This is a genomic window from Magnetospirillum sulfuroxidans, from assembly GCF_018224925.1.
GTDB lineage: Bacteria > Pseudomonadota > Alphaproteobacteria > Rhodospirillales > Magnetospirillaceae > Magnetospirillum > Magnetospirillum sulfuroxidans.
This window is the reverse complement of record NZ_JAGTUF010000026.1, coordinates 21,028-47,126: the sequence shown is the minus strand read 5'-3', so window position 1 is coordinate 47,126 and position 26,099 is coordinate 21,028. Positions and strand designations below refer to the sequence as shown.

At 63.5% G+C, this 26,099-nt stretch carries 24 protein-coding genes and 1 pseudogene; 14 read left to right on the top strand and 11 right to left on the bottom strand.

The genetic code is table 11. The annotated features are described in order from the left end of the window. Positions 1–77: 77 nt before the first annotated feature. The 5 genes and pseudogenes from KEC16_RS17950 to KEC16_RS17930 all read left to right on the top strand — a co-directional run. Positions 78–659 (top strand): annotated as a pseudogene (locus KEC16_RS17950) (AAA-type ATPase lid domain-containing protein); the annotation flags it as partial. A 21-nt stretch (positions 660–680) separates the two neighbouring features. Next, the gene (flhA, locus tag KEC16_RS17945) at positions 681–2,807 is read left to right on the top strand and encodes a flagellar biosynthesis protein FlhA (protein WP_211551511.1); all 2,127 of its coding nucleotides are present in this window, start codon (positions 681–683) and stop codon (positions 2,805–2,807) included. Positions 2,808–2,827: 20 nt separating this feature from the next. Beyond that, positions 2,828–3,829 (top strand): flagellar biosynthesis protein FlhF, encoded by a 1,002-nt coding sequence (locus KEC16_RS17940; RefSeq protein ID WP_211551510.1) that lies wholly within the window; start codon positions 2,828–2,830, stop codon positions 3,827–3,829. Further along, a complete protein-coding gene (locus KEC16_RS17935) occupies positions 3,826–4,614 on the top strand; it encodes a MinD/ParA family protein (protein WP_211551507.1) in 789 nt (262 codons plus the stop codon). The genes KEC16_RS17940 and KEC16_RS17935 overlap by 4 nt, the downstream gene beginning before the upstream one ends. Before the next feature lie 3 nt (positions 4,615–4,617). Further along, the gene (locus tag KEC16_RS17930; RefSeq protein ID WP_211551505.1) at positions 4,618–6,306 is read left to right on the top strand and encodes a DNA polymerase III; all 1,689 of its coding nucleotides are present in this window, start codon (positions 4,618–4,620) and stop codon (positions 6,304–6,306) included. Positions 6,307–6,340: 34 nt separating this feature from the next. On the opposite strand, the gene KEC16_RS17925 is transcribed toward KEC16_RS17930, so the two are convergent. After that, the gene (locus KEC16_RS17925; RefSeq protein WP_346344129.1) at positions 6,341–8,032 is read right to left on the bottom strand and encodes a sensor histidine kinase; all 1,692 of its coding nucleotides are present in this window, start codon (positions 8,030–8,032) and stop codon (positions 6,341–6,343) included. 93 nt (positions 8,033–8,125) lie between these two features. Further along, a complete protein-coding gene (locus KEC16_RS17920) occupies positions 8,126–9,433 on the bottom strand; it encodes a pentapeptide repeat-containing protein (protein ID WP_249209302.1) in 1,308 nt (435 codons plus the stop codon). A gap of 111 nt (positions 9,434–9,544) precedes the next feature. Here KEC16_RS17920 and KEC16_RS17915 point away from each other — a divergent pair, with 111 nt between their 5' ends. Further along, the gene (locus KEC16_RS17915; RefSeq protein ID WP_211551499.1) at positions 9,545–11,395 is read left to right on the top strand and encodes an ABCB family ABC transporter ATP-binding protein/permease; all 1,851 of its coding nucleotides are present in this window, start codon (positions 9,545–9,547) and stop codon (positions 11,393–11,395) included. 21 nt (positions 11,396–11,416) lie between these two features. Here the strand turns inward: KEC16_RS17915 and KEC16_RS17910 are convergent, their stop codons facing one another. Further along, positions 11,417–11,830 (bottom strand): DUF1178 family protein, encoded by a 414-nt coding sequence (locus KEC16_RS17910; RefSeq protein ID WP_211551497.1) that lies wholly within the window; start codon positions 11,828–11,830, stop codon positions 11,417–11,419. Positions 11,831–11,861: 31 nt separating this feature from the next. Between KEC16_RS17910 and KEC16_RS17905 the strand changes: the two genes are divergently transcribed. Further along, on the top strand, positions 11,862–12,404 hold the full coding sequence (locus KEC16_RS17905; RefSeq protein WP_211551495.1) for a class I SAM-dependent methyltransferase: 543 nt from the start codon (positions 11,862–11,864) through the stop codon (positions 12,402–12,404). Here KEC16_RS17905 and KEC16_RS17900 read toward each other — a convergent pair. From KEC16_RS17900 to KEC16_RS17890, 3 genes are read right to left on the bottom strand one after another with little or no spacing between them, the layout of a single operon-like run. After that, complete coding sequence (locus tag KEC16_RS17900; protein ID WP_211551493.1) at positions 12,382–13,218, bottom strand: carbon-nitrogen hydrolase family protein; 837 nt, start codon at positions 13,216–13,218, stop codon at positions 12,382–12,384. The genes KEC16_RS17905 and KEC16_RS17900 overlap by 23 nt on opposite strands. After that, on the bottom strand, positions 13,218–13,484 hold the full coding sequence (grxC, locus tag KEC16_RS17895; RefSeq protein ID WP_211551491.1) for a glutaredoxin 3: 267 nt from the start codon (positions 13,482–13,484) through the stop codon (positions 13,218–13,220). The genes KEC16_RS17900 and grxC overlap by 1 nt, the downstream gene beginning before the upstream one ends. 40 nt (positions 13,485–13,524) lie before the next feature. Continuing rightward, positions 13,525–14,259 carry a ComF family protein gene (locus KEC16_RS17890; protein WP_211551489.1) on the bottom strand — a complete coding sequence of 245 codons (735 nt, stop codon included), beginning with the start codon at positions 14,257–14,259 and terminating at the stop codon, positions 13,525–13,527. Between the two features lie 42 nt (positions 14,260–14,301). On the opposite strand from KEC16_RS17890, the gene KEC16_RS17885 reads away from it, so the two are divergent. From KEC16_RS17885 to KEC16_RS17865, 5 genes are all read left to right on the top strand, one after another. Beyond that, positions 14,302–15,219 carry a methyltransferase domain-containing protein gene (locus tag KEC16_RS17885; RefSeq protein WP_211551487.1) on the top strand — a complete coding sequence of 306 codons (918 nt, stop codon included), beginning with the start codon at positions 14,302–14,304 and terminating at the stop codon, positions 15,217–15,219. Between the two features lie 4 nt (positions 15,220–15,223). Further along, on the top strand, positions 15,224–15,922 hold the full coding sequence (gene sfsA, locus KEC16_RS17880) for a DNA/RNA nuclease SfsA (RefSeq protein ID WP_211551485.1): 699 nt from the start codon (positions 15,224–15,226) through the stop codon (positions 15,920–15,922). A gap of 11 nt (positions 15,923–15,933) precedes the next feature. Next, positions 15,934–16,731 (top strand): type I methionyl aminopeptidase, encoded by a 798-nt coding sequence (map, locus tag KEC16_RS17875; protein ID WP_283091938.1) that lies wholly within the window; start codon positions 15,934–15,936, stop codon positions 16,729–16,731. Positions 16,732–16,852: 121 nt separating this feature from the next. Continuing rightward, on the top strand, positions 16,853–17,944 hold the full coding sequence (locus KEC16_RS17870; RefSeq protein ID WP_211551483.1) for a hypothetical protein: 1,092 nt from the start codon (positions 16,853–16,855) through the stop codon (positions 17,942–17,944). 86 nt (positions 17,945–18,030) lie between these two features. Then, complete coding sequence (locus tag KEC16_RS17865; RefSeq protein ID WP_211551482.1) at positions 18,031–19,260, top strand: hypothetical protein; 1,230 nt, start codon at positions 18,031–18,033, stop codon at positions 19,258–19,260. A gap of 22 nt (positions 19,261–19,282) precedes the next feature. Here KEC16_RS17865 and KEC16_RS17860 read toward each other — a convergent pair whose 3' ends face one another. The 4 genes from KEC16_RS17860 to KEC16_RS17845 all read right to left on the bottom strand — a co-directional run bounded on the left by KEC16_RS17860 (position 19,283) and on the right by KEC16_RS17845 (position 24,052). After that, positions 19,283–19,768, bottom strand: coding sequence for an NUDIX hydrolase (locus KEC16_RS17860; protein WP_211551480.1), 486 nt, complete (start codon positions 19,766–19,768; stop codon positions 19,283–19,285). Between the two features lie 77 nt (positions 19,769–19,845). Continuing rightward, entirely contained in the window at positions 19,846–21,108 is a 1,263-nt protein-coding gene (locus KEC16_RS17855; RefSeq protein ID WP_211551478.1) for a M16 family metallopeptidase, read from the bottom strand. After that, positions 21,105–22,508 (bottom strand): threonine synthase, encoded by a 1,404-nt coding sequence (gene thrC / locus KEC16_RS17850; protein WP_211551476.1) that lies wholly within the window; start codon positions 22,506–22,508, stop codon positions 21,105–21,107. Before thrC ends, KEC16_RS17855 begins: the two co-directional genes overlap by 4 nt. Positions 22,509–22,561: 53 nt before the next feature. Further along, positions 22,562–24,052: a carboxypeptidase M32 gene (locus KEC16_RS17845; RefSeq protein WP_211551474.1), complete on the bottom strand. Its 1,491-nt coding sequence runs from the start codon at positions 24,050–24,052 to the stop codon at positions 22,562–22,564. Positions 24,053–24,136: 84 nt separating this feature from the next. Here KEC16_RS17845 and elbB point away from each other — a divergent pair, with 84 nt between their 5' ends. Continuing rightward, entirely contained in the window at positions 24,137–24,793 is a 657-nt protein-coding gene (elbB, locus tag KEC16_RS17840; RefSeq protein WP_211551472.1) for an isoprenoid biosynthesis glyoxalase ElbB, read from the top strand. A gap of 106 nt (positions 24,794–24,899) precedes the next feature. On the opposite strand, the gene KEC16_RS17835 is transcribed toward elbB, so the two are convergent. Continuing rightward, on the bottom strand, positions 24,900–25,403 hold the full coding sequence (locus KEC16_RS17835; protein WP_211551470.1) for an arsenate reductase ArsC: 504 nt from the start codon (positions 25,401–25,403) through the stop codon (positions 24,900–24,902). A 115-nt stretch (positions 25,404–25,518) separates the two neighbouring features. Between KEC16_RS17835 and KEC16_RS20030 the strand changes: the two genes are divergently transcribed. Continuing rightward, entirely contained in the window at positions 25,519–26,091 is a 573-nt protein-coding gene (locus KEC16_RS20030) for a PAS-domain containing protein (protein ID WP_283091937.1), read from the top strand. Positions 26,092–26,099: the final 8 nt, after the last annotated feature.

Genomic DNA, 26,099 nt, shown 5'->3' with positions numbered 1-26,099 from the left:
CGCGCCCCCCCCTCCGAACTCAGCAGGAGAAGCGAATCACGATGCAGCCTCAGATGAAAGGGTTTTTCCGCAGCCTGCTAGAGGAATACGTCCGCCAAGGCGGCTTTCGCGAGGATCTGTATTACCGCCTGAACGTGGTCAACCTGATCTTGCCGTCCTTGCGCGAACGGCCGCTGGACATTCCCGTCCTGGCCGAGCATTTCGGCCGCAAATACGCCGAGATCAACGGCATGCCGGTGCGCCCGATCACCGCCGAGGCCCGCCACATGTTGGTCCGCCATTCCTGGCGCGGCAATGTGCGCGAGTTGGAAAACACCATGCACCGCGCCGTGCTGTTGGCGGTGGGCAATGAAATCGGCGCCGAGGCCATTTTGTTGAGCGGCGCCCCCATGGGCGGCGGTCAAGATCCGGTGGTGGCCCAGGTCGCCCAAGTGGCGCAATCGGTCATGGGCGGGGCGGCCAGCGGTCTGGTTGGAAAAACCGTGGCCGAGGTCGAGCGTGAGCTGATCATCGACACCTTGTCCCATTGCCTGGGCAATCGCACCCATGCCGCCAATATCCTGGGCATTTCCATTCGCACCTTGCGCAACAAGCTGAAGCAATATTCCGAGGAAGGGCTCAGCGTTCCGCCGCCTTCCGGCGGTGAACCGGCATATTGATGTCTTCGGAGACGATGATCCATGGCTGATGGTCAGGGACAAAGCAACGGCATGGCCGCGGCCGGCGAAGCCCGCGCCGCCTGGGGACGTCTAGGCACCGCCGCCCGTCGTGGCGACGTGGCGTTGGCGGTCGGCGTCGTCGCCATTCTGGCGGTGCTGATCCTGCCCATGCCGCCGTGGCTGCTGGATCTGGGGCTGGCCTTTTCGCTGACGTTTTCCGTGCTGATCTTGATGGTGTCGATCTTCATCGAGAAGCCGCTGCAATTTTCCTCGTTCCCCACCGTTCTGCTGCTGGCCACCCTGATCCGCCTGGCCCTCAATCTGGCGTCGACCCGTCTGATTCTCGGCCACGGCCATGAAGGGCTGGAAGGCGCCGGCATGGTCATTGCCGCCTTCGCCGAATTCATCATGGGCGGCAGTTTCGTCATCGGCATCATCGTTTTCGCCATCCTGGTCATCGTCAATTTCGTCGTCATCACCAAAGGTTCCGGCCGTATCGCCGAAGTGGCGGCGCGCTTCACCTTGGACGCCATGCCCGGCAAACAGATGGCCATCGATGCCGATCTGTCCGCCGGCCTGATCGACGAAGCCGACGCCAAGAAACGCCGATCCGAGCTGGAACAGGAAAGCCAGTTCTTCGGCGCCATGGACGGCGCCTCGAAATTCGTGCGCGGCGACGCCGTCGCCGGTCTGTTGATCACCGGCATCAACGTCGTCGCCGGCATGATCATCGGCATGGCCCAAAACGGCCTCAGCTTTTCCCAGGCCGCCGACGTCTATACCAAGCTGACCGCCGGTGACGGCCTGGTCAGCCAGGTGCCGGCGCTGTTGGTGTCGGTGGCCGCCGGCATGCTGGTGACCAAGGCCGGCGTCCAAGACACCGTCGATAAAGCCCTGTACGGTCAATTAGCCGGTTATCCCCGCGCGGTGGGCACCGCCGCCGGTCTGGTGTTCTTGCTGGCGCTGGTGCCGAACATGCCGTTCACCCCCTTCGCCCTTTTAGGCGGCGGCATGGCGGTGGGGGCCTATTTCCTCGACAAGACGCAGCGGGCCAAGACCGAGCGCGAATCCGTCGCCGCCGAGGAAAAAGCCCGCCAGACCGCACCCGTGGCGGAAGAACCCATTTCCACCGCCCTGCGCATCGATCTGGTTCGCCTGGAACTGGGCTATGGCCTGTTGCAGCTGATCAACAACCCCAAGGGGGTGAAGCTGACCGACCAGATCAAAAGCCTGCGCCGGGCCATGGCCGGCGAAGTCGGCTTCGTCATGCCATCGGTGCGCATCCAAGACAACATGCAGCTCGCCGCCAACACCTATGTGATCTACATCAAGGAAGTGGAATCGGGACGCGGCGATCTGCGCCCCAACCAATTGCTGATCATGGATCCACGCGGCGACGAGATTACCCTTCCCGGCGAAAAAACCAAGGAACCCACCTTTGGATTGCCGGCCATGTGGGTGGACCCGACCAACCGCGAGGAAGCCTTGTTCCGCGGCTATACCGTGGTCGACCCGCCCACCGTCATCACCACCCATCTGACCGAAGTGATCAAGGACAACATGTCGGAATTGTTGTCCCATGCCGAAACGCAAAAGCTGTTGGACGAATTGGACAAGGAACACCAAAAGCTGGTGGCCGAACTGATTCCGGCGCAGATCACCATCGGCGGCTTGCAGCGCGTGTTGCAGAACCTGCTGAATGAACGCATTTCCATCCGCGACCTGTCGACCATTTTAGAAGGCATCGCCGAGGCCTGCGGCCACACCCGCAACGTCACCATGATCACCGAACATGTGCGATCGCGCCTAGCCCGCCAGATTTCCGACCTTAACACCGGCCATCAAGGCTTTATCCCGCTGGTGACGCTGTCACCGGAATGGGAACAGGCCTTCGCCGAAGCCTTGGTCGGTCAGGGCGAGGAAAAGCAATTATCCATGTCGCCATCGCAATTGCAGGATTTCATCACCCGCACCCGTCAGACCTTTGAGCGCTTCGCCATGCAGGGGGAAACCCCGGTCTTGCTGACCAGTCCGATGGTCCGGCCCTATGTGCGCTCGATCATCGAACGCTTCCGCCCGATTACCGTGGTGATGAGCCAGGCGGAAATCCACCCGAAGGCCAAAATCAAGACCTTGGGGCAAATATGATCGGGGGGCGGGCTTAAACCATGAAGCTCAAATCATTCACCGCGCCCACCATGGCCGAGGCCATGGAGATGGTCCGCCTGGAACTGGGCGACGAGGCGATCATCGTCTCGACCCAACGGGCCGCCGGCTCCAAGGGCGTGCGCATTACCGCCGCCCTGGAACCCGCCGACGCCGATTTGGCGATCGCGGAAATGCTGGAGGAATCCAGCCAATCCTCGGCCGCCGATGCGGTCAAGGCGGCCTTGGAAAACCATAATCTGCCGCCACGCCTGCTGGAGCGGCTGGTCAACGCCGCGCGCACGTCGGATATCACCGATCCGACCTTGGCCTGCGTCGCCGCCCTGGAAGCCGGCTTCACCTTTGCCCCGCTGCCCGAGCATTCGGCGCCCAGGCCGTTCATGCTGATCGGCCCGCCCGGTTCGGGCAAATCCATCGCCGCCGCCAAACTGGCGGCGCGGTCGGTGCTCAAGCAACGCCATGTTGGCCTTATTACCTGCGACAACATGCGGGCCGGCGCGGTCGAACAATTAGCCGCCTTCACCCGCATCATGGAAATCGAGCTGGTCCGCGCCCGTGGCCCCGATGCCCTGCGCAAGGCGGTCGAGAACGCCACCGGCATGTTCGACCTGATCGTCATCGACAGCCCCGGCCTTAATCCCTTCCGCCAGTCCGATCTTGAATTCCTGCAAGCGCTGATCGAAGCCGCCGATGTTGAGCCCTTGCTGGTCATGGCCAGTGGCGGCGATCCGTTCGAAGCAGCCGAGATGGCCGAGGCTTTCGCTTCCATCGGCGCCACCCGCTTGTTTACCACCCGGCTCGACACCACCCGACGCCTGGGGTCGATGTTGGCGGCGGCCGAGGCGGGACAATTGGCCCTGTGCGATGTTTCGGCCAGCCCCCACGTGGCCAGCGGCCTGTCCTCGATTTCCCCCATTTCCCTGGCCCGCCTGCTGATTCCGCAAGCGGCCATCCCCGAAAAACACGGCGAAACCTTTTTGACCGACGAGGCACCCGCATCATGAGCGATATCCCTTCCTTGGCGCCCCGTCCCGCGCCGCGCGCCAAGGGCCGCAACATCATGGCCGTCGCCTCGGGCAAGGGCGGCGTCGGCAAGACCTGGTTTTCCATCACCCTGGCGCACGCGCTGGCGCGGGCCGGGCGCAAGGTTCTGCTGTTCGACGGCGATCTGGGATTGGCCAATGTCGATATCCAGCTCGGGCAGATGCCGAAAAGCGATCTGGGCAGTGTCGTCGCCGGTCGCATGACCTTGAACCAGGCCTGCGTCCCCTTTACCGAGGGCGGTTTCGACATCCTTGCCGGGCGTTCGGGCAGCGGCACCTTGGCCAATATTCCGTTGTCGCGGCTGCAAATGCTGGGCGACGATCTGGTCGTCTTGTCCAATTCCTATGACAAGGTCATCGTCGATCTCGGTGCCGGCGTGGAAAAGACCACCCGCAATTTCGCCAATCAGGCCGGCACCATCTTGGTGGTCACCACCGACGAGCCGACCTCGTTGACCGACGCCTATGCCTTCATCAAGGTCACGCAATTGGAGCGGCCGGGCACCGATATGCGCATCGTCGTCAACATGGCCAATTCAACGCGGGAAGGCGAACGCATCTACAACACCTTGCTCAAGGCCTGCGAAGGCTTCCTAAAGATCAGCCCGGCCTTGGCCGGGGTCATCCGCCGCGACCTGAAAGTGCGCGAAGCCATCCGCAATCAGACGCCGATCCTGATCCGATCCCCCAATTCCGAAGCCGCCGCCGACGTGGAAGCCATCGTCGAGCGTCTGCTGCGGTCCTGACCCATGTCCAGCGTCGTCCCTCCCTCGGCCCCGCCCATGCCGCAATCCAGCGGCGGCGGCGCGGTGGTGGTGACGGCGGTGGCCGACGTCAAGGCCCTGCAAGACTTGCCCCTGGGCAGCATGATCGAGGCGGTGGCCCAGGCGCGGGCGAATAAGGGCGTGCTGGAAGTGATGACCGCCAGCGGTCCGCTGCAATTAAAGGTGCTGCCCCCAGCCACCTTGCCGCCAATCCCCGAAGGCGCGCGTCTGTTGCTCCAGGTTGGCGGCACCGCCACCGGCCCCGCCCTTAATCTGTTATCCATCAACGGCCGCCCCCTGGCCGGCGTGACCTTCCCCGGCATGACCGGCAGCGGTGTTTTGGGGGGGCCTATTCTGGGGGGGGCGATTCTGGGGGGGCCTATTTTGGGCAATCCCGGCCTTGGCGCCGCGTCACCAGGGGCGGGCGGGGCCGCCGCCCATCCCGGTGGCCAGACCGGCATCGGCCACGCCGCCGCGCCCACGACCCAGGCCATTCCCGGACCGCCCGGCATTGTCGCCACCATCATCCGTCCGGCCCAGCTTCCGGGGCAAGCCCCCAGCGCGGGCATGGCCGGCACTTCCGCCCTGCCCGCCAATCTGCCCCCCGGCACCCAATTGACGGTGCGCATCGCCGGCATCGAGCCAGCCCTTCCCACCACGCCGCCGAATCCGGTCGGACCATCCGCTGTCGGGGCCAATGCGGCGCAGCAAATGGCGGCGCATAAACTCGGCAATCCGGTGCCGACCGCGCCCTTGCCGACGGGAACGGCGGCGCCACCGCTGCCCATCAGCGCGCCGGCCGCCACCGCCCCGACCACCTTGCTTAACGGCACCGTCGCCTCGCATCCGCCCGGCGGCCAAGCGGTGCTGACCACCCCGATCGGCACCATCGCCTTGCCCACCGCCGGAGCGGTGCCGGTAGGCAGCGTCATCAGACTGGAAGTGGTGGCCCCGCCATCCACGCCGACCACGCCGCCAACCTTGCCCAATACGCGGCCCGAAGGGCTGACCCCGCAGGGCTGGCCAGCCCTGACCGAGGCCATGGACACCCTGGCCGCCAATGATCGCCAAGCGCTGGACCTGATGATGCGGACCATTCCGGCGGCGGGGCCGCGTCTGGCCGCCGCCATGGTCGCCTTTACCGGCGCCATGCGCAGCAACGACACCAAGGCGATTATCGGCGATGGCCCGTCAAAGGCCTTGGACAAGGCCGGCCGCCGCGATCTGGTCGATCGGCTGAAATCGGATCTGTCATCCCTGGCCGAAGATGCCGGTCGCCCTGTCGGCGGCGGCGAGTGGCGTTTGCACACCATGCCGTTTTCCCACGGCGCTCATATCGACCCCATCCGCCTGTTCGTGCGCGGCGCCGGCACCGACGAACAAAAGCGCAAGGCCGGCGGCACCGGCAATGATCGCCGCTTTATCTTGGATTTCAACCTGTCCAACCTGGGCCGGCTGCAACTGGACGGGCTGGTCCGGCGCGAAGACAAATTGTTCGATCTGATCATCCGCACCGGCGCGCCGCTGCCGCAAGCCGTGCGCATGGACATCATGTCCATCTTTACCCAGGCCAGCGACATGGTCGGCACCAAGGGCACCGTCGCCTTTCAATCCGGCGGTCGCTGGATTGACATCCGCACCGACGACACCGGCCCAACCCGCATCGAGGCCTGATGCGGGCGCGCCGATCCCCCAAGGGGGGCCGGGATCATGGCCGCTGTTGCGCCAAGGGCAGCAGGAAATGGAAGGTGCAGCCTTCGCCCGGATTGGATTCCAGCCAGATACGGCCACCATGCAAATCCACCACCTTGCGGCAGATGGCCAGACCGATACCGCTGCCCTCGTACTGACCGCGCGGATGCAGACGCTCGAACATGCGGAAAATGCGGTCGTGATATTCCGGGGCGATGCCGATCCCGTGATCGCGAACCCGAAATTCCGCCCAATGAGCATCGACACTGGCGCTGATCTCGATATGGGGGGGCTGACCGGGCTGGCTGAATTTCAACGCATTGCCGATCAGATTCTGCAACAGCCGCGACAATGCCTCGTGCCCGCCCTTGACCGTCGGCAATGAAGCCACTTCGATGACCGCGCCGCTGGCTTCGATCGCCCCCAGCAAAGCATGACGCACCTCTGCCGCCACCTTGTTCATGTCCACCGGCTCGAACACCGGATCGCTGCGGCCTAACCGGGCATAGGCCAACAGATCGTTGATCTGTCGGCGCATGCGCTCTGCCCCTTCAACGATGAAATCGATGAATTCGTCGGCTTCCGGCCCCATCTGCGTGCGATAGCGCCGCGACAGCAATTGGGCGAAACCGATGATGGTGCGCACCGGTTCTTGCAGATCGTGCGACGCCGCATAGGCATATTCCTGCAATTCGGCATTCGAAAGGGCGAGATCATGGCTTTTTGTCGCCAAATCGGCCTGAATTTGGCGCAATTCGGCGATTTGCCGGCTCATGTCGGCGGATTGGACGATGAAGACCCCGGTCAAGGGCTGCAACACCTTCCGCAGCCCCAATACCCCCAAGCCAATGACCACCAGGGCCGCCAGCGTCACCCAGATCAGCAGATTATCCACCGCCGAGGTCGCTTCCCGCGCCGGCATGCGCAACAGCAAGGCCCAGCGGGTGCCGGGCAAGGCGGCGGCGGTGGCGATCAGGCTGCCATGTTCGCCCATGACAACCTGTTGGCCATCCAGCGCCTGTCCGATCAGAACCACGTCGGCATCATCAAGCGTGAAATTGTCGTCCGAGGCCAAGGCCACCCGGCTTGGCGCCGCCAGATCGATCAGCGCCGCCTGGGTGCGGCCGCGCAAGGCCCGGACTTCGTCCACGATGGCATGCAGCGACGCGGCGGACACAACCACCAGATCGGTGCCAGCCAAAGTGCCGCCACGGCCAACGATGGGGGCCGCCACCACCAGCACCGGGCCTGCCTCGCCACGGGCCAAGGCGATGGTCAGCCGCGGCACGGTCAGCGGCGACAACGTCTCTGCTCCGGCGACCTTGCCCAATACGGCGACGCGCTGACCATCGGCGGCGATACGGACAATCCCGATCAGATCGGGCGACAGATTAAGAGCGTCGGCCAGCTTGTCGCCGGTGAATTCCCGCAATTCCTCAAGCCCGACATCGCCCTGGTTATAGCTTTCCAGCTTTTGCCGGATCACCGTGCGGCTGGTCACTTGCTGGGCCAGATTGGCGGCGCGGCTGACCACTTCGCCGCCAGCCATGACCTTAAGCGTCAACTCATGCCGCAAGGCCGCCAGCGCATCCTCGCGCAGGCGCAGCGCCAACGGCGTGATAGCCAATCCCGCAACGACGACGCCAATCGTCACCATGGCCAAGGTGGCATAGGTCACGATCACCCGACGCAGACGCTCGGCGTCCACTGGTGCCAATCAAATCCCCCAAAAAAACCGCTCTCCGTTAGGCACAGCATACGCGGAAGATCTGGAGATTTGGACAGATATATTATGGGATTTTCAGGTATCCTTAACCGGGCGGATGAGACCTGGAGGCAATCTTGTTTCCAGATCGCACAAGGTCTTTTCCACTTGTCCTTGGGTCAGGTTTTCCACCTTGGACAGATCCGCCGCGCGCAGATCGCAGCCCATCAAAACCGCCCCGGCAAAATCGGCGCCGGCCAGTTTGGCCCCCGCCAGCCGCCCACCCGATAAATCGGCGCCGCGCAAGGAAGCCCCTTCCAGATTGGCCAGCCGCAGATCGGCATGGCGCAATTGCGCCACCCCCAGATTGGCCCCGCTTATCTGCGCCGCCGCCAATACCGCATAGCGGAAATCGGCCCCATCCAGGCGCGATTGGGCGAGATATGCATCGGACAGATCGGTCTGGCGGAATGACGCGTTGGCCAGCACCGCCCCCGATAAATCAGCCCCGCCCAAATCCATCGTGTTGAACACCGCCCGTTGTCCGTCCCCCCCCTGGCTGACCAGCCACAAGGCATGGGCGGCGACAATGGCGGACACATCCAAGGCGGCGACATCCTTGCCTTTTTTCGGCGTCTTGCCTTGCCGCGCCAATTCCTCCAACCACCGCGCCTTGCGCTTTTCCGCCAAACGCCGGGCTGCATCGTCTTCGTCGTCAACCAGGGCGTAATCGCGTTTGACCGAGGCTTGACCGGCGACGATATCGCCATCGTCAAGCTTGCCGCCGCCCCGCCGCCCCACCAGTGACGGCGGCGGCACATACCCGGCCGAGCGCGCCGCGGGGGCCAAAGCGGCCGGCAAAACGGGATTGGCACAAGCGGGAATTTCCACCGTCCCAACCGTGACGGGAACCGGCGGCGCTGGCGCTGGTGGTGGCGGTGGTGGCGGCGACGCCTGCACCACCGGCAGATCCAGCGGCGACACCGGCTGAACGACGGGAACAGCCATGCGCTTGGGTTTTTTCAAGGTCTCGCCGACCCGATGGGTCAATTCGTGTCCCGACACCCGCTTGGGTACGATTCCCTCTAATCCCAGCGGCAGCAGACGCGCCAGCATCGGCTTGTCGGTGCTGGCCCCCACCAGCAACACCGGCATCTCGACATCGGCTTTGCGGACCCGCTGCAAGAAAGCCTCGGCCATGGCCAAGTCGCCATCGGGATCAAGCAAGGCAATGTCGGGAGCCTGCCCCATCATCGGCGTCGCATCGGCCGAGACGCTGGTCGACAGGATTTCCCGCACATTGAGTTTGCGAAAGGTTTGCCGCACGAGAAAGCGGAACGCATCGTCGCCGCTGAACAACAGCACGCGAATAGCCTTCCAATCGATGTCGCCGGTCTGAAGCATGGTGGGATGACGCATGGCGACAGAATAAACAGGCGATAATCGCGGAGCAACGGCGGCGCCTGTGCGTTAGCGCGCTGTTGCACATTTTTTTTCTTCCCCCATCTTAAAGCGATGCGACGCCGAGAACCCTCCACCAACATCCGCACCGCCCAAACGGGCCGCCGGAACGATTTGAACACCATCCGCACCCTGCTGCCCTATCTTTGGCCCAAGGAATCCAAGGATTTGCGCATCAGGGTCAGCGCCGCCATGGTGTTCCTGGCCCTGGCCAAGATCATCACCGTGCTGGTGCCGATCTTGTACAAACAAGCGGTGGATGCGCTGACCATCACCCCGACCCAGGCGATGATCGCCGTGCCGGTGCTGCTATTGCTGACCTATGGCGGCGCCCGCGTCCTTTCCGGGGTGTTTTCCGAAGCCCGCGACATCGCCTTTGCCCGCGTCGGCCAGCGCGCCATCCGCTCGGTTGGCCTGCGCGTCTTCCGCCATCTGCACGGCTTGGCGCTGCGCTTTCACCTGGACCGCCAGACCGGCGGCGTCTCACGCGCCATCGAACGCGGGACCAAGGGCATTGAATTCCTGCTGAATTTCATGCTGTTCAACATTCTGCCGACGCTTTTGGAAATCGGCATGGTCACCGTGGTGCTGTGGACGCTGTACGATTCCCGCTTCGCCCTGGTCACCTTCGGCACCATCGCCTTGTACATCGCCTATACCCTGACGGTGACCGAATGGCGGACCAAGTACCGCCGCGCCATGAATGAAACCGATTCGGAAGCCAGCACCAAGGCCATCGATTCGCTGCTCAACTTCGAGACCGTCAAGTATTTCGGCAACGAAACGCACGAGGCGGCGCGTTACGACAAGGCCTTGGCCCGCTATGAACAGGCGGCGGTGAAAAGCAAGGTCACCTTGGCCCTGCTGAACATGGGCCAAGGCGCCATCATCGCCGTCGGTCTGACCATCGTCATGGTCATGGCGGCGCAAGGAGTGGTTGACGGCACCCTGACCCTGGGCGATTTCGTCCTGGTCAACGCCTATCTGGTGCAGTTGTACCTGCCGCTCAATTTCCTTGGCTTCGTCTACCGCGAGATCAAGCAATCGCTGACCGATATGGAGGCCATGTTCCGCCTGTTATCGGAAAACGCCGAAATCAAGGATGACGATAGCGCCAAACCCTTGGTGGTGGCCGGCGGCGAGATCCGCTTTGACAACGTCTTGTTTGCCTATGACCCGTCCCGCCCGATCCTGCAAGGGGTGGATTTCGCCGTGCCGGCGGGAAAAAGCGTGGCCATCGTCGGTCCGTCGGGGGCGGGCAAAAGCACCATCTCGCGCCTGTTGTTCCGCTTTTACGACGTTACCGGCGGCGGCATCAGCATCGACGGCCAAGATATCCGCGCGGTCACCCAAGATTCCTTGCGCGCCGCCATCGGCATCGTCCCGCAAGACACCGTGCTGTTCAACGATTCCATCCGCTACAACATCGCCTATGGCCGCCCCGGCGCCAGCCAAGACGAAATCGAGCAGGCGGCCAAACTGGCCCGCATCCATGATTTCGTCCACACCTTGCCCGACGGCTATGACACCAAGGTGGGGGAACGCGGCCTGAAACTATCCGGCGGCGAAAAGCAGCGGGTCGCCATTGCCCGCACCATCTTGAAATCCCCGGCGATTTTGCTGTTCGACGAAGCAACCAGCGCCCTGGACACCCATACGGAAAAGGAAATTCAGGCGTCGTTGCGCGAAGTCTCCAAGGATCGCACCACCTTGGTCATCGCCCACCGCCTGTCCACCGTGGTCGATGCCGATGAAATCATCGTGCTCGACAAGGGCCGCATCGCCGAGCGCGGCCGCCACGCCGAGCTGATCGCCCAAGATGGCCGCTATGCCGATATGTGGCGCAAACAGCAAGAGGCGGCGTTGCTGCAACAACGCCTGGAAACGGAATTGGTGGAGGCATAGCCGGGGGAAGCGCCCGGCCCGCTAATTTTCGTCCGCGCCCCAGGGGATAGGCAGGAAGCTGATGCCTTCCTCGGCCAGCGCGTCGGCCTGTTCGCGGCTCGCTTCGCCATAAATGTTGCGGGATTCGACTTCGCCGTAATGGATTTTCCGCGCTTCCTCGGGGAAGCTTTCGCCAACGTAATCGCAATTGTCTTGCACGGATTTGCGCAATTCACCCAATGCTTGGCGCATGGCGCGGGCGACATCGGGGGCGTCCAGGGCTTGGCCGGTGGCCCGGTTCAGGCGGGGGGCCATGATCGCCTTTTCCACGCCGTCGTCACCGCAGGTCGGGCAAACAATCTGACCGGCGGCCGATTGGGAGTGAAAGGCGGCATTGTCGCGGAACCAAGCGTCGAAATGATGGTCCTTGCCGCAACGCAACTGAAACAGGATCATGGCCGTCCAACTTTGCTACGGGGCAGATTATATGGGTAAGGATTCCGCTAACGCCAGTGCTTCCGCCTGGGTCCGGCGCTTCGCCCCGCTGGTGCCGGCCGGTGGGGCCGTGCTTGATCTGGCTTGCGGCGGCGGCCGCCATTCCCGCCTGTTCCTTGATCGCGGCCATCCGGTCACCGCCATTGACCAAGACGTCGTCCAAAGCACCCTGGCCACCGGGGCCGAAGTGATCGCCGCCGACCTTGAAGGCGGCGCGCCCTGGCCGCTGGGCGAACGACGCTTCGCCGGGATCGTCGTCACCAATTACCTGTGGCGCCCGTTATTCGCCGCCATCCGCCAAACCCTGGCCGCCGACGGCGTGCTGATCTACGAAACCTTCGCTGCCGGCAACGAGGCTTTTGGCCGCCCTCGCAATCCCGCGCATTTGCTGCGCCCCGGCGAATTGCTGGAACAATGCGCCGGCCTGACCATCGTCGCCTACGAGGATGGCAGCACCGGAACCGCCGTGATCCAGCGCATCTGCGCCGTCAACGGCCCCGGCCCGGTCGCCGTTAATCCCGCACCGGGGCGATGAAGGCCCGGTCGTGATCAAGACTGGGAATCATCTTGCGCGCCTCGGCCACTTTGCGCACGTCAACCTCGGCCATGACAAAGCCGGGACGTTCCAGGCCATCGGCCAAAATCTCGCCCCACGGCGACACGATCAGCGCGTGACCATAGGTCTCGCGGTTGTTGGCGTGGCTGCCGCATTGCGCCGGGGCAAAGACATAGCAACCGGTTTCAATCGCCCGCGCCCGCAGCAACACATGCCAATGCGCCTTGCCGGTGGTGCGGGTGAAAGCGGCGGGAATGGCCAGGAAATCGGCGCCCGCATTGGCGTAGGCACGGTACAGATGGGGAAAGCGCAAATCATAGCACACCGACAATCCCAGCCGCCCCCACGGCAACCGCACCATGCTTGCCCGATCGCCGGGGGTAAAGGTCGCCGATTCGCGATAGGCTTCGCCCCCGCCCAGATCGACATCGAACATATGGATCTTGTCGTAACGCCCCAAAATCAGGCCGTTCTTGTCGATGACATAAGAACGATTGGCGACCTTGCCGCCCTCCTGCGACACATGCAACGTGCCGGTGTGCAGCCAGCACCCCAATTCCTTGGCCAGTTCGCGAAAGGCGGCCAGGGCCTGATGCTCGGCTTCGGCTTGCGCCTTCATGACGATATTGGTCCGCCCCCATTCCATCATGGCGACGTTTTCCGGCATCATGATCAGCTCGGCCCCGGCGGCGCGGGCCTCCACCGACAGCCGGGCGGCGGTGTCGATATTTTCCGCCATGTCGGTGCCGGCATTGACCTGCAAGCACGCGACCTTGAACGTATCGCCGATCATCACGCCGGCACCTTGGCCAGCATGGCATCCAGCTCGCCCGCCGCCTCCAGCGAATGCAGATCGTCGCAGCCGCCCACATGTTCCCCGTCGATGAAGATTTGCGGGACGGTCCGCCCGCCATGGGCGCGCTCGGTCATCGTCCGCCGCAAGGCGGGATCATCGGAGACGTCGTATTCCGCGAACGTCACCCCCTTGGCTGTCAGCAAGCGCTTGGCGCGGATGCAATAGGGGCAGGTCTGGGTGGTGTAGATTTCAACCTGGGCCATGGAATACTCCGTCTTTCTATTGGCCTTAATATAGCAAGACTTAAGGTTGCGACAACACCACCCGCCCCAAGATCAGCACATCCACCGTCGCGGCGCCGTTTTTCAGCAACAGCCGGGCGCATTCGCCCAAGGTGGCGCCGGTGGTCAACACGTCGTCGATCAGGACGATTTTTTGACCGGTCACATCCAGACCGGGTTTCACGGCAAAGGCGCCCTTTACGTTTTTGCGCCGTTCCTCGCGACTGAAATGGCCTTGTGGCGGGGTACGGCGCAGGCGGCGCAAGCCGTCGGCGGCCACCGGCCGGCCGGCTTCGCGCCCCACCGCCAACGCCAACAAGGCCGCCTGATTGTAGCGGCGCGCCAACAGCCGCCACCGATGCAGCGGCACCGGCACGATCAGATCGGATTCAACCAACAATTCGGCCCCGGCACGGGCCATCCAGCGGCCGAAAGCGGGGGCGCCTTCCAGCCGGTCGCCATGCTTGAAACGCAACAGCAATGGTTTCGAAGCGTCGTCATAGCAAAACACCGCCCGCGCCCGCCGCCATGCCGGCGGCTCGGCCATGCAGCGTCCGCACAGGCATTCCGCCCCGCCCGGGTCGACATCGAAGGGATGGCCGCAGGCCTGACAAAAAGGGGCCGAGACAAAGCGTAAACTCCCCCAGCAGCGGCCGCATAACGCCCCCGGTTCGGCCACCTGGGCACCGCAACACAGGCATAAGGGCGGCAGAACCGCGTCCAAGGCTGTGCGGAACCAATGGCTGACCTGCCACATCCCCCCTTCCCCCCTCCCCCCGAGCCATGCCATAGAAGAAGCATGAATGATCTTGTCAGCATCTTCGACCGCTCGCTGTTGCGCAAGCGCCGTGACCGCGCCGCCGCCGGCTTCGCCGCCCATGATTTCCTGGTGCGCGAGGCGGCCGAGCGTCTGGCCGACCGGCTGAGCGACGTCATCCGTTCCTTTCCACTGGCCTTGGATCTGGGCTGCCATACCGGCGAATTGGCCGACACCTTGGATGGCCGCGGCGGCATCAAGACCTTGGTGCAATGCGACCTGTCGCCCCGCATGGCGGCCAAGGCGGCGGCCAATGGTCAGCCGACGCTGGCGGCGGACGAAGAATGGCTGCCCTTCGCCGACAATTCCTTTGACCTGGTGCTGTCGTGCCTGTCGCTGCATTGGGTCAACGACCTGCCCGGCGCCCTGGTGCAGATCCGCCGCGTCCTCAAGCCCGACGGTCTGTTCCTGGGGCTGATGCTGGGCGGCGAGACCCTGGCCGATCTGCGTCACTGCCTCAACGAGGCGGAATTGGCCGAAGAAGGCGGAATCAGCCCGCGAATCTCGCCCATGACCGATGTGCGCGACATGGGCCGGTTGCTGCAACGGGCCGGCTTTTCCCTGCCGGTGGCCGACGCCGATCACATCTCGGTGTCCTATGGCGACGCCATGCGCCTGCTGGCCGATCTGCGCGGCATGGGGGAAACCAACGCGGTGGCCGAACAGCGAAAGACGCTGACCCGCCGATCCACCTTGTTGCGGGCGCTGGCGCTGTATCAAGACAAGTTCGCCACCGCCGACGGCCGCATTCCGGTCGATTTCCATCTGGTCGCCGTCACCGGCTGGAAACCTCATCACAGCCAGCCGCAGCCGCTGCCGCCCGGCACCGGTCATGTGCCGTTGGCCGATATTTTGAGTGGCGGCTGCGCCGGCGGCGTGCTGGCCCCGGCCAAAGACTGAGCCCATGCGCTTTCACGCCCCCTTGATCCACGCCACCCTGATCAAGCGCTACAAGCGCTTCATGGCCGATGTGACCTTGGATGACGGTCAGGTGGTTACCGCCCATTTGGCCAATTCCGGCGCCATGCTGGGCACCGCCGAACCGGGCATGGAAGTGTGGCTGTCGCCCGCCGCCAACCCCAAGCGCAAGCTGCAATATTCATGGGAACTGGTGCGTGTCGATGGCCATCTGGTCGGCGTCAACACCAGCCACCCGAACGCCATCGCCGCCGAGGCCATCGCCGCCGGCGCCATCGCCGAACTGACCGGCTATGAAACCATCCGCCGCGAGGTCAAATATGGGGTCAATTCCCGCATCGACCTGCTGCTGGAAGCCGCCGACCGGCCGCCGTGCTATGTGGAAGTCAAGAACGTCCACCTCAAGCGCGGCGATGACGCCGAATTTCCCGATGCGGTCACCGTGCGCGGGACCAAGCATTTGCAGGAATTGCGCGCCATGGTCGCCCAAGGCTGCCGCGCCGTGATGCTGTACCTGGTTCAGCGCGGCGATTGCATCGCCTTTCGCACCGCTGGCGACATCGATCCGACCTATGCCGCAGGTTTGCGTGCCGCCATAGGCGACGGCGTCGAAGCGATCTGTTATACGTGCCATATAAGCTTGGATGGCATCAGCCTTGATGCCCCGTTGCCGATTAAAAACTAAAGGACGAACTCTTGAGCGACCGCGACGCCAACCGGGTGCCCCTGCACGGCCCCGCCGATTTCGAAGCCATGCACAAGGCTGGACGCTTGGCCGCCGAGACGCTGGATTTCATTACCCCTTATGTCCAACCCGGCGTCACCACCGCCGAACTGGACCGGCTGTGCGCCGCATTCATCGCCGAACGCGGCGGCATTTCGGCCCCGCTTAATTACCGGGGTTTTCCCAAATCCATCTGCACGTCGATCAACCATGTGGTCTGCCACGGCATTCCCGGCGACAAGGCGTTGCTGGACGGCGACATCGTCAACATCGACGTCACCCCCATCGTCGATGGCTGGCACGGCGATTCCAGCCGCATGTATTGCGCCGGCAAGATCGGCGTCAAAGCCCGCAAGCTGATCGAAGTCACCTATGAAGCGCTGATGCGCGGCATCGAGGTGGTCAAGCCCGGCGCCACCTTGGGCGATATCGGTTGGGCCATTCAAAGCTTCGTTGAAAAGCATCGCTTTTCCGTGGTCCGCGATTTCTGTGGCCATGGTCTTGGCCGCATTTTCCACGAGCCGCCCAACGTCATGCATTTCGGCAATCCCGGTCAGGGGATGACGCTCAAGGAAGGCATGTTCTTCACCATCGAACCCATGGTCAATTCGGGCCGGTTTGAAACCAAGATCCTGTCCGATGGCTGGACCGCGGTGACCAAGGACAAATCGCTGTCGGCGCAGTTCGAGCATTCCATTGGCGTCACCGCCACCGGCTGCGAGATCTTCACCGCCTCCCCGAAAGGGTGGCACCAGCCCCCCTATGAGTAGGAGCTCATTTACCGCCTGTTGACATCAGCCGACGCTTGCCCGCTTCATTGTCCGGTCGGGATCCTACAATAAAAATACCGGCACGGGGGGATGGGCGCATCGGGAAAGGTCCGGGTGCCAAATGGCGGCGAGTGAAGTGGCGGGAAGCGGCGGCAACGCCGTGCGCCGGGTCAATGAGACCCTGCAAAGTTCGGTTTTGTCTATTTTGTCCCAGTTTTTGCCGGAGCTGAAAAAGCTGCCGGCCGGACGCGCTTATGAAAAGACCCTGGACGACATTCCCTTGCTGGAACGCTGCTTCAAGGTCTTTCGCAGCCAGCGCGACAAATTCCAAACCGTGCTGGTCGATGAAACACAACAGCCGGTAACCGACGATTCGACCACGCTGGCCTGCGGCCGCTCGCTGGAACAGGTGGTGGCGATGATCGTGCGCACCGCCGCCAAGCGTCATTTCCGCCGCCGCCACAATCCTCTTCGCCCCCAAGCCAAGGCCGCGCATGAACGCTTGCACCAACGCCTGACAAAATTGTTCAAGACGCCGCCGCCGCCCATGCACACCACCCCCATGCGCGGCCGCGCCGACGAATTATATGACGCGCTGAAAGCCAATCTGCTGCATGAATGGCAGGTGCCGCTGGTGCCCACTTACGCCGAAATGTCGCCCAACCTGGCCCGTTCGCTCGGCGATAAGCTGCTGGAACTCACCGACATCGCCATGCTGCGCCGGGTGGTCAATGACCCCGAAGAAGCGGCCAAGCTGTTCGAAACCCCCGAACAGCAGCAAGCGCCGCCCCCCGACACCGCCCCACGCCGGGATGAACGCGCCCGCCTGGCCGATATCTTGGCCCCCGGCGGCGGCCTGAAGATCGAAGCCTTCGCCAAGGTGTTGCAGCAAGCCGAGCTGCGCGCCCAACTGCGCCCGCGCCCCGCCGACGTCCCCCTGAGCGCGCCCCTGCGCGAAACCGGCACCATGGCGGCGAAACTGCTGGTGGCCGAGTTGGGCTTGCGATTGGATCAGGTGGCGACGGTGCTGCTGGTCGCCCATGAAACCATCGGCCCCGAGGCTTTCGCCCGCTTTTTCGGCCCCACCGCCGATGCCGCCGTCGTTATCCGCATGACCCAACGGGCCCGTCAGTCCGGCTTGACCCAGACGTCCAATCTGGCGCAATGCGCCGATTTCGTCCGCCACTTGTTCAAACGCCCCGATCCCGCCTGATTTCGCTGTTAGGAATTCCCTAACCGCTTGCGGTGATGATGGAACATGCACCCATGTGCCAACGGCAATGGTTTTAAGGGATAGCCATGCGATCGACGGCCGCGATCGACCATATGTCGGTTGTCCGCAGGATCAACGCCACCTTGCAAGGACCGGTCGTCGATGTTCTTGGCGAACTGATCCCGGAAGTCCGCCGCCTGCCCAAGCGCGGCGCCCTGGAAGCCATTCTTGACAACGTCGAATTGCTGGACCGTTGTTTCCAGGCCTTTCGCGCCAACCCCGAACAATTCCGTCATTTGCTGATTGATCGTCACAAAGTGGAGGTCGATGACGCCGAAGCCTTGCTTGAATGCGGGCGTTCGCTCGAACAGGTGATCGCCATGGTGGTGCGCACCGCCGCCAAACGGCATTTCCGCCTGCGCCTTGACGGCACCAACAAAAGCCTGCGCAAACGCCCCCGCCGCCAGGATCGGCAAGGATTGCTGGCGCGCCTGCGCGCCCTGCTGAGCGCCAGCCCACAACCGGTCCGCAAGACCGCCAGGTCCCGCGCCGAACTCCTTTATGCCGCGTTCCAGGATTACCTGCTGCATGATTGGCAAGTGCCGATCATTCCTGAATATTGCCTGATGAGTCCGGGCATGGTCCGCCGTCTCGGCCCACGCATTCTGGATTACCGGCTGGCCGAAGACATCCGCCGCTTACGCGCCGACCCCGACAATCCGCCGCCGCCCACCCCGGTCATCGAGGTCCCCGAGGACGGCGACGGCAAGCCGATCTATCAATTGCCCGATGTGCTGGAAACCGGCCGCAAGGGCATGCCGACACCGATCACCACCGCCGACAAGCGCCTTAGCGACGGCATGGCGCCACTGTTGGGCGACATCGTCAAGACCACCGAAAAGGACGAGCGCGCCCGCCTGGCCGATATCCTGACCGGCGACGGCAAGCGCCTGAAAGCCAACGCCTTCACCATAGCCTTGCTGGACCCCAAGGTTCGCAGCCTGCTCCCCAATTCCGAACAGACGGTCCGGGTCACCAGCATCTTCGGCACGGTCAACGGCTTGGTCGGCAAGATGCTGGTCGGCGATTTGGGCTTACGCACCGATCAATTGGCGGTGTTCGTCATGGCCGCCCATGGCGCCCTGGGCGAAGATCGGTTCCTCAAGGCTTTCGGCATCCCCGGACGCCCCGATTATATCGGCAAGATCGTGCAACGGGCCAAGGCCGCCAATATCGGCCAAAAAAGCGATTTGAAGCAGATCTCCGATTTCGTCATCACCATGTTCGCGGCGGCGGAAGCCGCGCAAAAGCGCTAAGCTGATCGGGACCGATCTTCGCTCAGACCGGCCAGTGCCGTCCAACCTGACGTTTCAACCATTCCCACCGGCTGAACGGCGGCAATTCGGGCTCGGGTGGCGCCGGCGGCAAGGTCGCCACCCAGCGCCGCACCAAAGGCGACAGCTTTTGCGTCGGTCCGTGCAACCGTCGAACGGACAGCAGGTCGCTGATGGCGATCCAGCACCAATCCTGGCTTTCGTGATTGATGATCGGTTCGAATTCGGCCTCGGCGGTGACCACGAACAGCAGGTTGCGCTTGGAAGCGCTGGCGCATTCGCCCAGATAGATCAGATCGTCGCGGCAAGAGTGGATGCCGGCCTCCTCCCCCAGCTCGCGCAGGGCGGTCTGTTCCGGGTGCTCGCCGTCGTCGATGCCGCCGCCAAAGAAATTCCAGCGCCCGGCATTGCGGGTGGTTGGGCCGCGCTTGGCCAGCAGCACCCGCGAGGTACCGGGACAAACCACCGCGACCCAAACCGAAACCCGCATGACGCCCCCACCCGATCACGCGCGCATCTTGGCCCAACACAGCCGAAACGGGCAAGGCGCAGAGGGTGACAAAAACATTACAGCTTGAGCCGCGCCACCATGGATTCATGGCTTTCCAGCTTGGAAAGCGGACCAATGGCGGCGATGGTCGGAGCCGTGGCAAACAGCCGGTGGGCGACGCGGGCGATTTGCGCGCCATCAATGGCCTCGACCTTATCAACCACTTCTTGCGTCGGAATCGGCCGGCCGTAAACCAGCACCTGCCGGGCCAGTTGCTCGCAGCGCGACGACGTGCTTTCCAAGCTCATCAGAATCGACGCCTTAAGCTGCGCCCGCGCCCGCTGCAATTCGTCGGAATCGACGCCATGGGTGATCTTGACCACCTCGTCGCACAGCACCGGAACCAGTTCCTCGACCTCATCCTCGCCGGTCCCGGCATAGATGCCGAACAGGCCGCCATCGGCATAGGACGAGGCGAAGGAATAGATGGAATAAACCAGACCCCGCTTTTCGCGGATTTCCTGGAACAGGCGCGAACTCATGCCGCCACCCAGCAAGGTCGACAGCACCGAGGCGGCGTAATAATCGGGGTCGTCATAGCTGACGCCCCCATAGCCGACCACCAGATTGACCTGTTCGATATCGCGTTCTTCACGGTATTGACCGCCCCGATACACGGCCGGGGCCGGGATCACGTCGGCGCTGGTCGGCAGACCGGCAAAGGCGTTGCCGGCGGCTTCGACCAATTGGTCGTGATCGATGCGGCCGGCCGCCGACAGCACCATGCGCGGGGCCGAGTAATGGGTGCTCATGTAATCGCGCACGGTGTCGCGGCTCATGGCCCGGACCAGTTCCTCGGTGCCCAGAACCGGCCGTCCCAGCGGCTGTTCGGGAAAGGCCACCGCCTGGAAATGATCGAAAATGATGTCGTCGGGGGTATCGAAGGATTGGTTGATTTCTTGAACCACCACCGCCTGCTCGCGCGCCAGTTCCTCGGCGTCAAGCGTCGAGTGCTGCAAGATATCGGCCAAGATATCCAGCGCCAGGGCCGAATCTTCCTTCAACACCTTGGCGTAATAGGCGGTGTGATCCCGGGCGGTATAGGCGTTCAGATGCCCGCCCACCGCGTCCATTTCCTCGGCGATCGCACGGGCCGAACGCCGTTCGGTGCCCTTGAACGCCATGTGTTCCAGCAAATGCGAGATCCCGTTGATCTCGGCCGGCTCGTGTCGGGTGCCGGCATCGACCCACAGCCCCAACGACGCACTTTCCACCGTGGCCATGGGATCGGTGAGGACGCGCAGACCGCTGGGCAGAGTGGTGACGCGAACGTTATTCATGCCCGTGCCCGCCCTGCGAAAGTGACGACATAATCGCGCACCGCCGCCAGATCGTTGGCGATGACGTCAAAGCGTTCGGGACGGTCGAACAGATCGGCCATATGATCGGGCAACGGCGGACGAATGCCGGTGGCCTTTTCCACCGCATCGGGGAATTTGGCCGGATGGGCGGTGGCCAGGGCCACCAGGGGCGAGGCCTTGTGGTCATGCCCCTTGATCCCCGCCGCCACGCCGATGGCCGAATGGGGATCCAACATCTCACCGGCGGTTTGCCTCATCGTCTTCATCACCGCCAAGGTTTCCTGGTCATTGTAACGATGGCCTTCAAACAAAGTCCGCATGGCGCCATAGGCGCCCTGGGGCATGTCCATGCGGCCGGTGGTGCGGAATTCATCCATCAGCGTGGCGACGGCGGCGCCATCATTGCCGAGATAATGGAACACCAGACGCTCGAAATTGGACGACACCTGAATGTCCATGCTGGGCGACAGGGTCGGAACGACGCCATCGGCACTCATCACCCCGGTTTCGAAAAAGCGGGTCAGGATGTCGTTGCTGTTGGAGCCGACGATGAACTTTTCCACCGGCAACCCCATCTGCTTGGCGCAAAAGCCGGCGAAGACGTTGCCGAAATTGCCGGTGGGGACCGAGAACGTCATCGGCACATCGGGCGCGCCCACGGCCACGGCGGAAGCGAAGTAATAGACGATCTGGGCCATGACCCTGGCCCAGTTGATGGAATTGACCGCCGACAGATTATAGGTGTCGCGGAAGGCGTGATCGTTGAACAGCGCCTTGACCATATCCTGACAATCGTCAAAAGTTCCCTCGACCGCCAGATTGCGCACGTTCGACGCCAGCACCGTGGTCATCTGCTTGCGCTGCACTTCCGACGTGCGGCCCTGCGGATGCAAGATGACGATGTCGATGGCGGCACGGTCGCGGCAGGCCTCGATGGCGGCCGAGCCGGTATCGCCCGAAGTGGCGCCGACGATGGTCACCCGCTGGCCGCGCTTCTTCAAGACATGATCGAACAGCCGGCCGACCAGTTGCAGGGCGTAATCCTTGAAGGCGATGGTCGGGCCGTGGAACAGCTCCAGCACCCACTGATTGGCGCCCACCTGACGCAGCGGCGCCACCGCCGGATGGGTGAAACCGGCATAGGTGTCGTTGACCAAGGCCGTCAATTCGTCGCGGGTCAGGCAGCCTTCGACGAACGGCGCCATCACCGTGACGGCGATCTCGGCATAGGACAGCCCGCGCATGGCCCGGATCTCGGCGGCGGAAAAGTGCGGCCAGCTTTGCGGCACGTACAAACCGCCGTCGCGGGCAAGGCCAGCCAACAGCACATCATCAAAGGACAAAACGGGCGCGCTGCCCCGGGTGCTCACATACTTCACGGATTTACCTGCTCTGGCACGGAAAAACGGGCAACATTAGCGGCACTTGCACCTCAGTCCAAGTACCGTCTTTGCAGATGCGCCTTGAACACCGCGGAATCCAGGGGTTTGCCGGTCGCCGCGATCAAAATCTCACGCGTCGACAAGCTCGAGGCCTTGCCGTGGACGTTGGCGCGCAGCCACGCCAGCAGCGGGGCGAAATCACCGCGGGCGATGCCCGGTTCGATATCCGGGTCGGCGGCCTTGGCGGCGCCGAACAATTGAGCGGCAGTCATCGCCCCCAAGGTATAGGTGGGGAAATACCCCCATGAGCCGCCGTACCAGTGGATATCTTGCAAGCAGCCGACGCGGTCGTCGGGCGGGGTGATGCCGAGCAAGCGGCGATAGCCGTCGTTCCAGGCCTCGGGCAAATCGGCCAGATCCATGCGGCCTTCGATCAGGGATTTTTCCAGGCCATAGCGGATGATGACATGGGCGGGATAGGTGCATTCGTCGGCATCGACGCGAATAAAGCCGCGCTTGACCTGGGTGCTGAGGCGATACAGGTTGTCGGTGCCCCAGTCGGGGCCGTCGCCATCGAAAGCTTCCTGCATCAAGGGGGCGGCATAACGCAGGAAACCGGGGGAACGGCAGGCCTGCATTTCCATCAGCAGGCTTTGGCTTTCATGCATCTGCATGCCGCGCGCCCGTCCCACCGGCTGGGTCCGCCAGCGGCCGCCGGGCAGGCCGAAATCATAAAGCGCATGGCCGGTTTCGTGGATCACCCCCATCAACGCCGAGGCAAAATCATCGACGTTGTACCGGGTGGTGATGCGAACGTCCTCGGGATAGCCGCCGCAGAACGGGTGGGCGCTGACATCTTGCCGACCGCAATGGAAATCAAAGCCCAAAGTGGCCATGACCCGTTGCCCCAGCTCTTTTTGCCGTTCGATCGGAAACGGCCCGGCCGGCAACCGCGCCGGCGGCCGGGCCGCCTGGACGTCCAGTGCCTGGGCGATGAAATCGGGCAAGAACCCTTCCAGATCGGCGAACACCGCGTCGATGTCGGCGGACCGGCCATCGGGCTCGTATTGATCGAGCAGCGCGTCGTAAATACCCACCCCCAGGGCCTCGGCCTTGGCTTGGCCGGCCTGAATGGTCAGGGAAAGGATTTCGCGCAAGGACGGCAGCACGGCGGCGAAATCGGCATTGGGCCGCGCCTGACGCCACACCATTTCGCAAGCCGATTCAGCCTTGGCCATGGCATCGACCAAACCGGCGGGAACGGCGGCCGCGTGCACCCAGTCACGGCGCATTTCGCGCAGATTGGCCCGCTCCCAATCGCCGGTCACCTCGGTTTCCGCCGCCGCCAGCAAATCGGCCATGTCGTCGCCGGTCACCGCCTGATGGGCCAGCGTCTTCAACAACGCCACTTGTTCGGCCCGCGCTTCGGCGCCGCCATCGGGCATCATGGTGGCCATGTCCCAATGCAACACCGACAAAGCGTCGCCCAACACGCTGGCCTTCTTGAAGCGGGCTTCCAACTGATCATAGGCGCGGGGCATGAAAACTCCTGTGACGGTCTGGCGGGGCAATGGGTTTTCCCGCTAATATGGGGACCGTTCAAGCCAAATCATCAGGGGGCAGCCATGGCTCAGGCTAAATTCGCGGTCGTCTTGTCCGGGTGCGGCGTCTATGACGGCGCGGAAATCCACGAAGCCGTGCTCAGTCTGCTGGCCATCGACCGCGCCGGGGCCAGCTATCAATGCTTTGCCCCCGACATCGCCCAGATGCATGTGGTCAACCATCTGACCGGCCAACCCAGCACCGAAAGCCGGAATGTTTTGGTCGAAGCCGCCCGTATCGCGCGCGGCGCGATCAAGCCGCTGTCAGAGCTGAACATCGCCGATTTCGACGCCGTCCTGCTGCCCGGCGGCTTTGGCGCCGCCAAGAATTTGTGCACCTTCGCCGTCGCCGGCGCCGATTGCACGGTCGAGCCGCAGACCGAACGCGTCATCACGGCCGCCCACGCCGCCGCCAAGCCCATCGGCGCCTTGTGTATCGCGCCGGCCCTGATCGCCAAGGTTCTGGGCGCGGTCACCGTGACGATCGGTTCGGATGCCGGCACCGCCGACGCGGTCCGGGCAACCGGCGCCACCCATGTCATCGCCAGCCATGGCCAGACGGTGATCGATAGCGCCAACAAGCTGGTGACGACGCCGTGTTACATGCTTGACGCCACCATCTCGCAGATCGACGACGGCGCCCGCGCCGTCGTCGCCGCCATCCTCAAGATGCTGGAATAGGGTTGGCCCCGCCCGTGCCGCTCGGGCTTTGGCCTGTGGCACGCCCGTGCCGGGCGGCTCAGACGCCGCTCGGGCTTTGGCCTGTGGCACGCCCGTGCCGGGCGGCTCAGACGCCGCTCGGGCTTTGGCCGATCCCATCCACATGACGCTGCAAGGTCAGGCGGTCAAGCCGTTCCATCGGCAATTCCACGAACAATTCCAGCCGGCGACGGATCATGCGGAAAACCTCGGCGAACACCGCCGCTTTTTCCGCGTGGGTGCCTTCGGCCTCCAGCGGATCGGGAAACGGCCAATGGGCCAGCATGGGCGCCCCCGCCAGGGCCGACGGACAGCTTTCGTTGCCGTCACACAGGGTAAAGGCGAAATCCAAGGCCGGCGCCTCGGGACCCCGGAACATCTCTGTCCCCTTGGGCGTCAGGCCATCGGTCCGCAACCCGGCATTCCTAATGGTTTCCAGCGTCAACGGGTGAATTTCCGCCCTGGGTTCGATCCCGGCCGAATAAGCAATGAACCGGCGGCGGCTGATGGACGACAGCAATGCTTCGGCCATCTGGCTGCGGGCGGTATTATGCCGGCAAATGAACAAGACGTTGAAGGGGTTGTCGAGCATGCCTACCTCCGTCTGGTGGAACGGCCCCCCCGAGCTTTGCTTGGTTATGAACCGCAGGCTTGCACTTGCGAAGTGAAGTGTTGGTGACGTCTTGGTTACCCCGTAGGATGCTGCCATGAACACCACCGCCGCCACCGTCCTGCAACAGACCCTTGACGCCCTGGAAGACGGCGTGATTCGCTTTGACGCCGACCTGCGTTTGCTGGCCTGGAACCGGGCGGTTATCGACATCATGGGCTTTCCCGCCGAGCTGATGCAGGTGGGAACGCCGTTCCTGACCTTTGTCGAATTCAATGTCAGTCGGGGGGAACATGGCGCCGGCGAACGCCGGCTGATCGTCAGCCAACGCCTAGCCAGCCTGACCGATTCCTATTCCCGCCGCCGCCCCGATGGCACCTTGATTCGCATCCGTTCCGCAATCATGGCCGATGGCGGCATCGTCAAGGTCTTCACCAAGGTATCCGCCGGCCGCGGCGGGGACGATATCGTCCCCGCCCTCACCGCGCGCGAGCGTGAAGTGCTGCTGTGGGCCGCACAGGGCAAGACCGCCTGGGAAACCTCGACGATCCTCGGCATCTCGTCGAAAACGGTGGAATTCCATTTGGCCAATTGCGGCCGCAAATTGGGCTCCGCCACCAAGGCGCAGACCATTCTGGCCGCCGCCCGCAAAGGCTTATTGCCTTTGTAACCCCCATT

Excerpts from the sequence above, each read along its gene's own strand:
- flhA (WP_211551511.1), top strand. The coding sequence starts at position 681 with ATGGCTGATGGTCAGGGACAAAGCAACGGCATGGCCGCGGCCGGCGAA.
- KEC16_RS17940 (WP_211551510.1), top strand. The coding sequence starts at position 2,828 with ATGAAGCTCAAATCATTCACCGCGCCCACCATGGCCGAGGCCATGGAG.
- KEC16_RS17935 (WP_211551507.1), top strand. The coding sequence starts at position 3,826 with ATGAGCGATATCCCTTCCTTGGCGCCCCGTCCCGCGCCGCGCGCCAAG.
- KEC16_RS17930 (WP_211551505.1), top strand. The coding sequence starts at position 4,618 with ATGTCCAGCGTCGTCCCTCCCTCGGCCCCGCCCATGCCGCAATCCAGC.
- KEC16_RS17920 (WP_249209302.1), bottom strand. The coding sequence starts at position 9,433 with ATGCTTCAGACCGGCGACATCGATTGGAAGGCTATTCGCGTGCTGTTG.
- KEC16_RS17915 (WP_211551499.1), top strand. The coding sequence starts at position 9,545 with ATGCGACGCCGAGAACCCTCCACCAACATCCGCACCGCCCAAACGGGC.
- KEC16_RS17910 (WP_211551497.1), bottom strand. The coding sequence starts at position 11,830 with ATGATCCTGTTTCAGTTGCGTTGCGGCAAGGACCATCATTTCGACGCT.
- KEC16_RS17905 (WP_211551495.1), top strand. The coding sequence starts at position 11,862 with ATGGGTAAGGATTCCGCTAACGCCAGTGCTTCCGCCTGGGTCCGGCGC.
- KEC16_RS17900 (WP_211551493.1), bottom strand. The coding sequence starts at position 13,218 with ATGATCGGCGATACGTTCAAGGTCGCGTGCTTGCAGGTCAATGCCGGC.
- grxC (WP_211551491.1), bottom strand. The coding sequence starts at position 13,484 with ATGGCCCAGGTTGAAATCTACACCACCCAGACCTGCCCCTATTGCATC.
- KEC16_RS17890 (WP_211551489.1), bottom strand. The coding sequence starts at position 14,259 with ATGTGGCAGGTCAGCCATTGGTTCCGCACAGCCTTGGACGCGGTTCTG.
- KEC16_RS17885 (WP_211551487.1), top strand. The coding sequence starts at position 14,302 with ATGAATGATCTTGTCAGCATCTTCGACCGCTCGCTGTTGCGCAAGCGC.
- sfsA (WP_211551485.1), top strand. The coding sequence starts at position 15,224 with ATGCGCTTTCACGCCCCCTTGATCCACGCCACCCTGATCAAGCGCTAC.
- KEC16_RS17870 (WP_211551483.1), top strand. The coding sequence starts at position 16,853 with ATGGCGGCGAGTGAAGTGGCGGGAAGCGGCGGCAACGCCGTGCGCCGG.
- KEC16_RS17865 (WP_211551482.1), top strand. The coding sequence starts at position 18,031 with ATGCGATCGACGGCCGCGATCGACCATATGTCGGTTGTCCGCAGGATC.
- KEC16_RS17860 (WP_211551480.1), bottom strand. The coding sequence starts at position 19,768 with ATGCGGGTTTCGGTTTGGGTCGCGGTGGTTTGTCCCGGTACCTCGCGG.
- KEC16_RS17855 (WP_211551478.1), bottom strand. The coding sequence starts at position 21,108 with ATGAATAACGTTCGCGTCACCACTCTGCCCAGCGGTCTGCGCGTCCTC.
- KEC16_RS17845 (WP_211551474.1), bottom strand. The coding sequence starts at position 24,052 with ATGCCCCGCGCCTATGATCAGTTGGAAGCCCGCTTCAAGAAGGCCAGC.
- elbB (WP_211551472.1), top strand. The coding sequence starts at position 24,137 with ATGGCTCAGGCTAAATTCGCGGTCGTCTTGTCCGGGTGCGGCGTCTAT.
- KEC16_RS17835 (WP_211551470.1), bottom strand. The coding sequence starts at position 25,403 with ATGCTCGACAACCCCTTCAACGTCTTGTTCATTTGCCGGCATAATACC.
- KEC16_RS20030 (WP_283091937.1), top strand. The coding sequence starts at position 25,519 with ATGAACACCACCGCCGCCACCGTCCTGCAACAGACCCTTGACGCCCTG.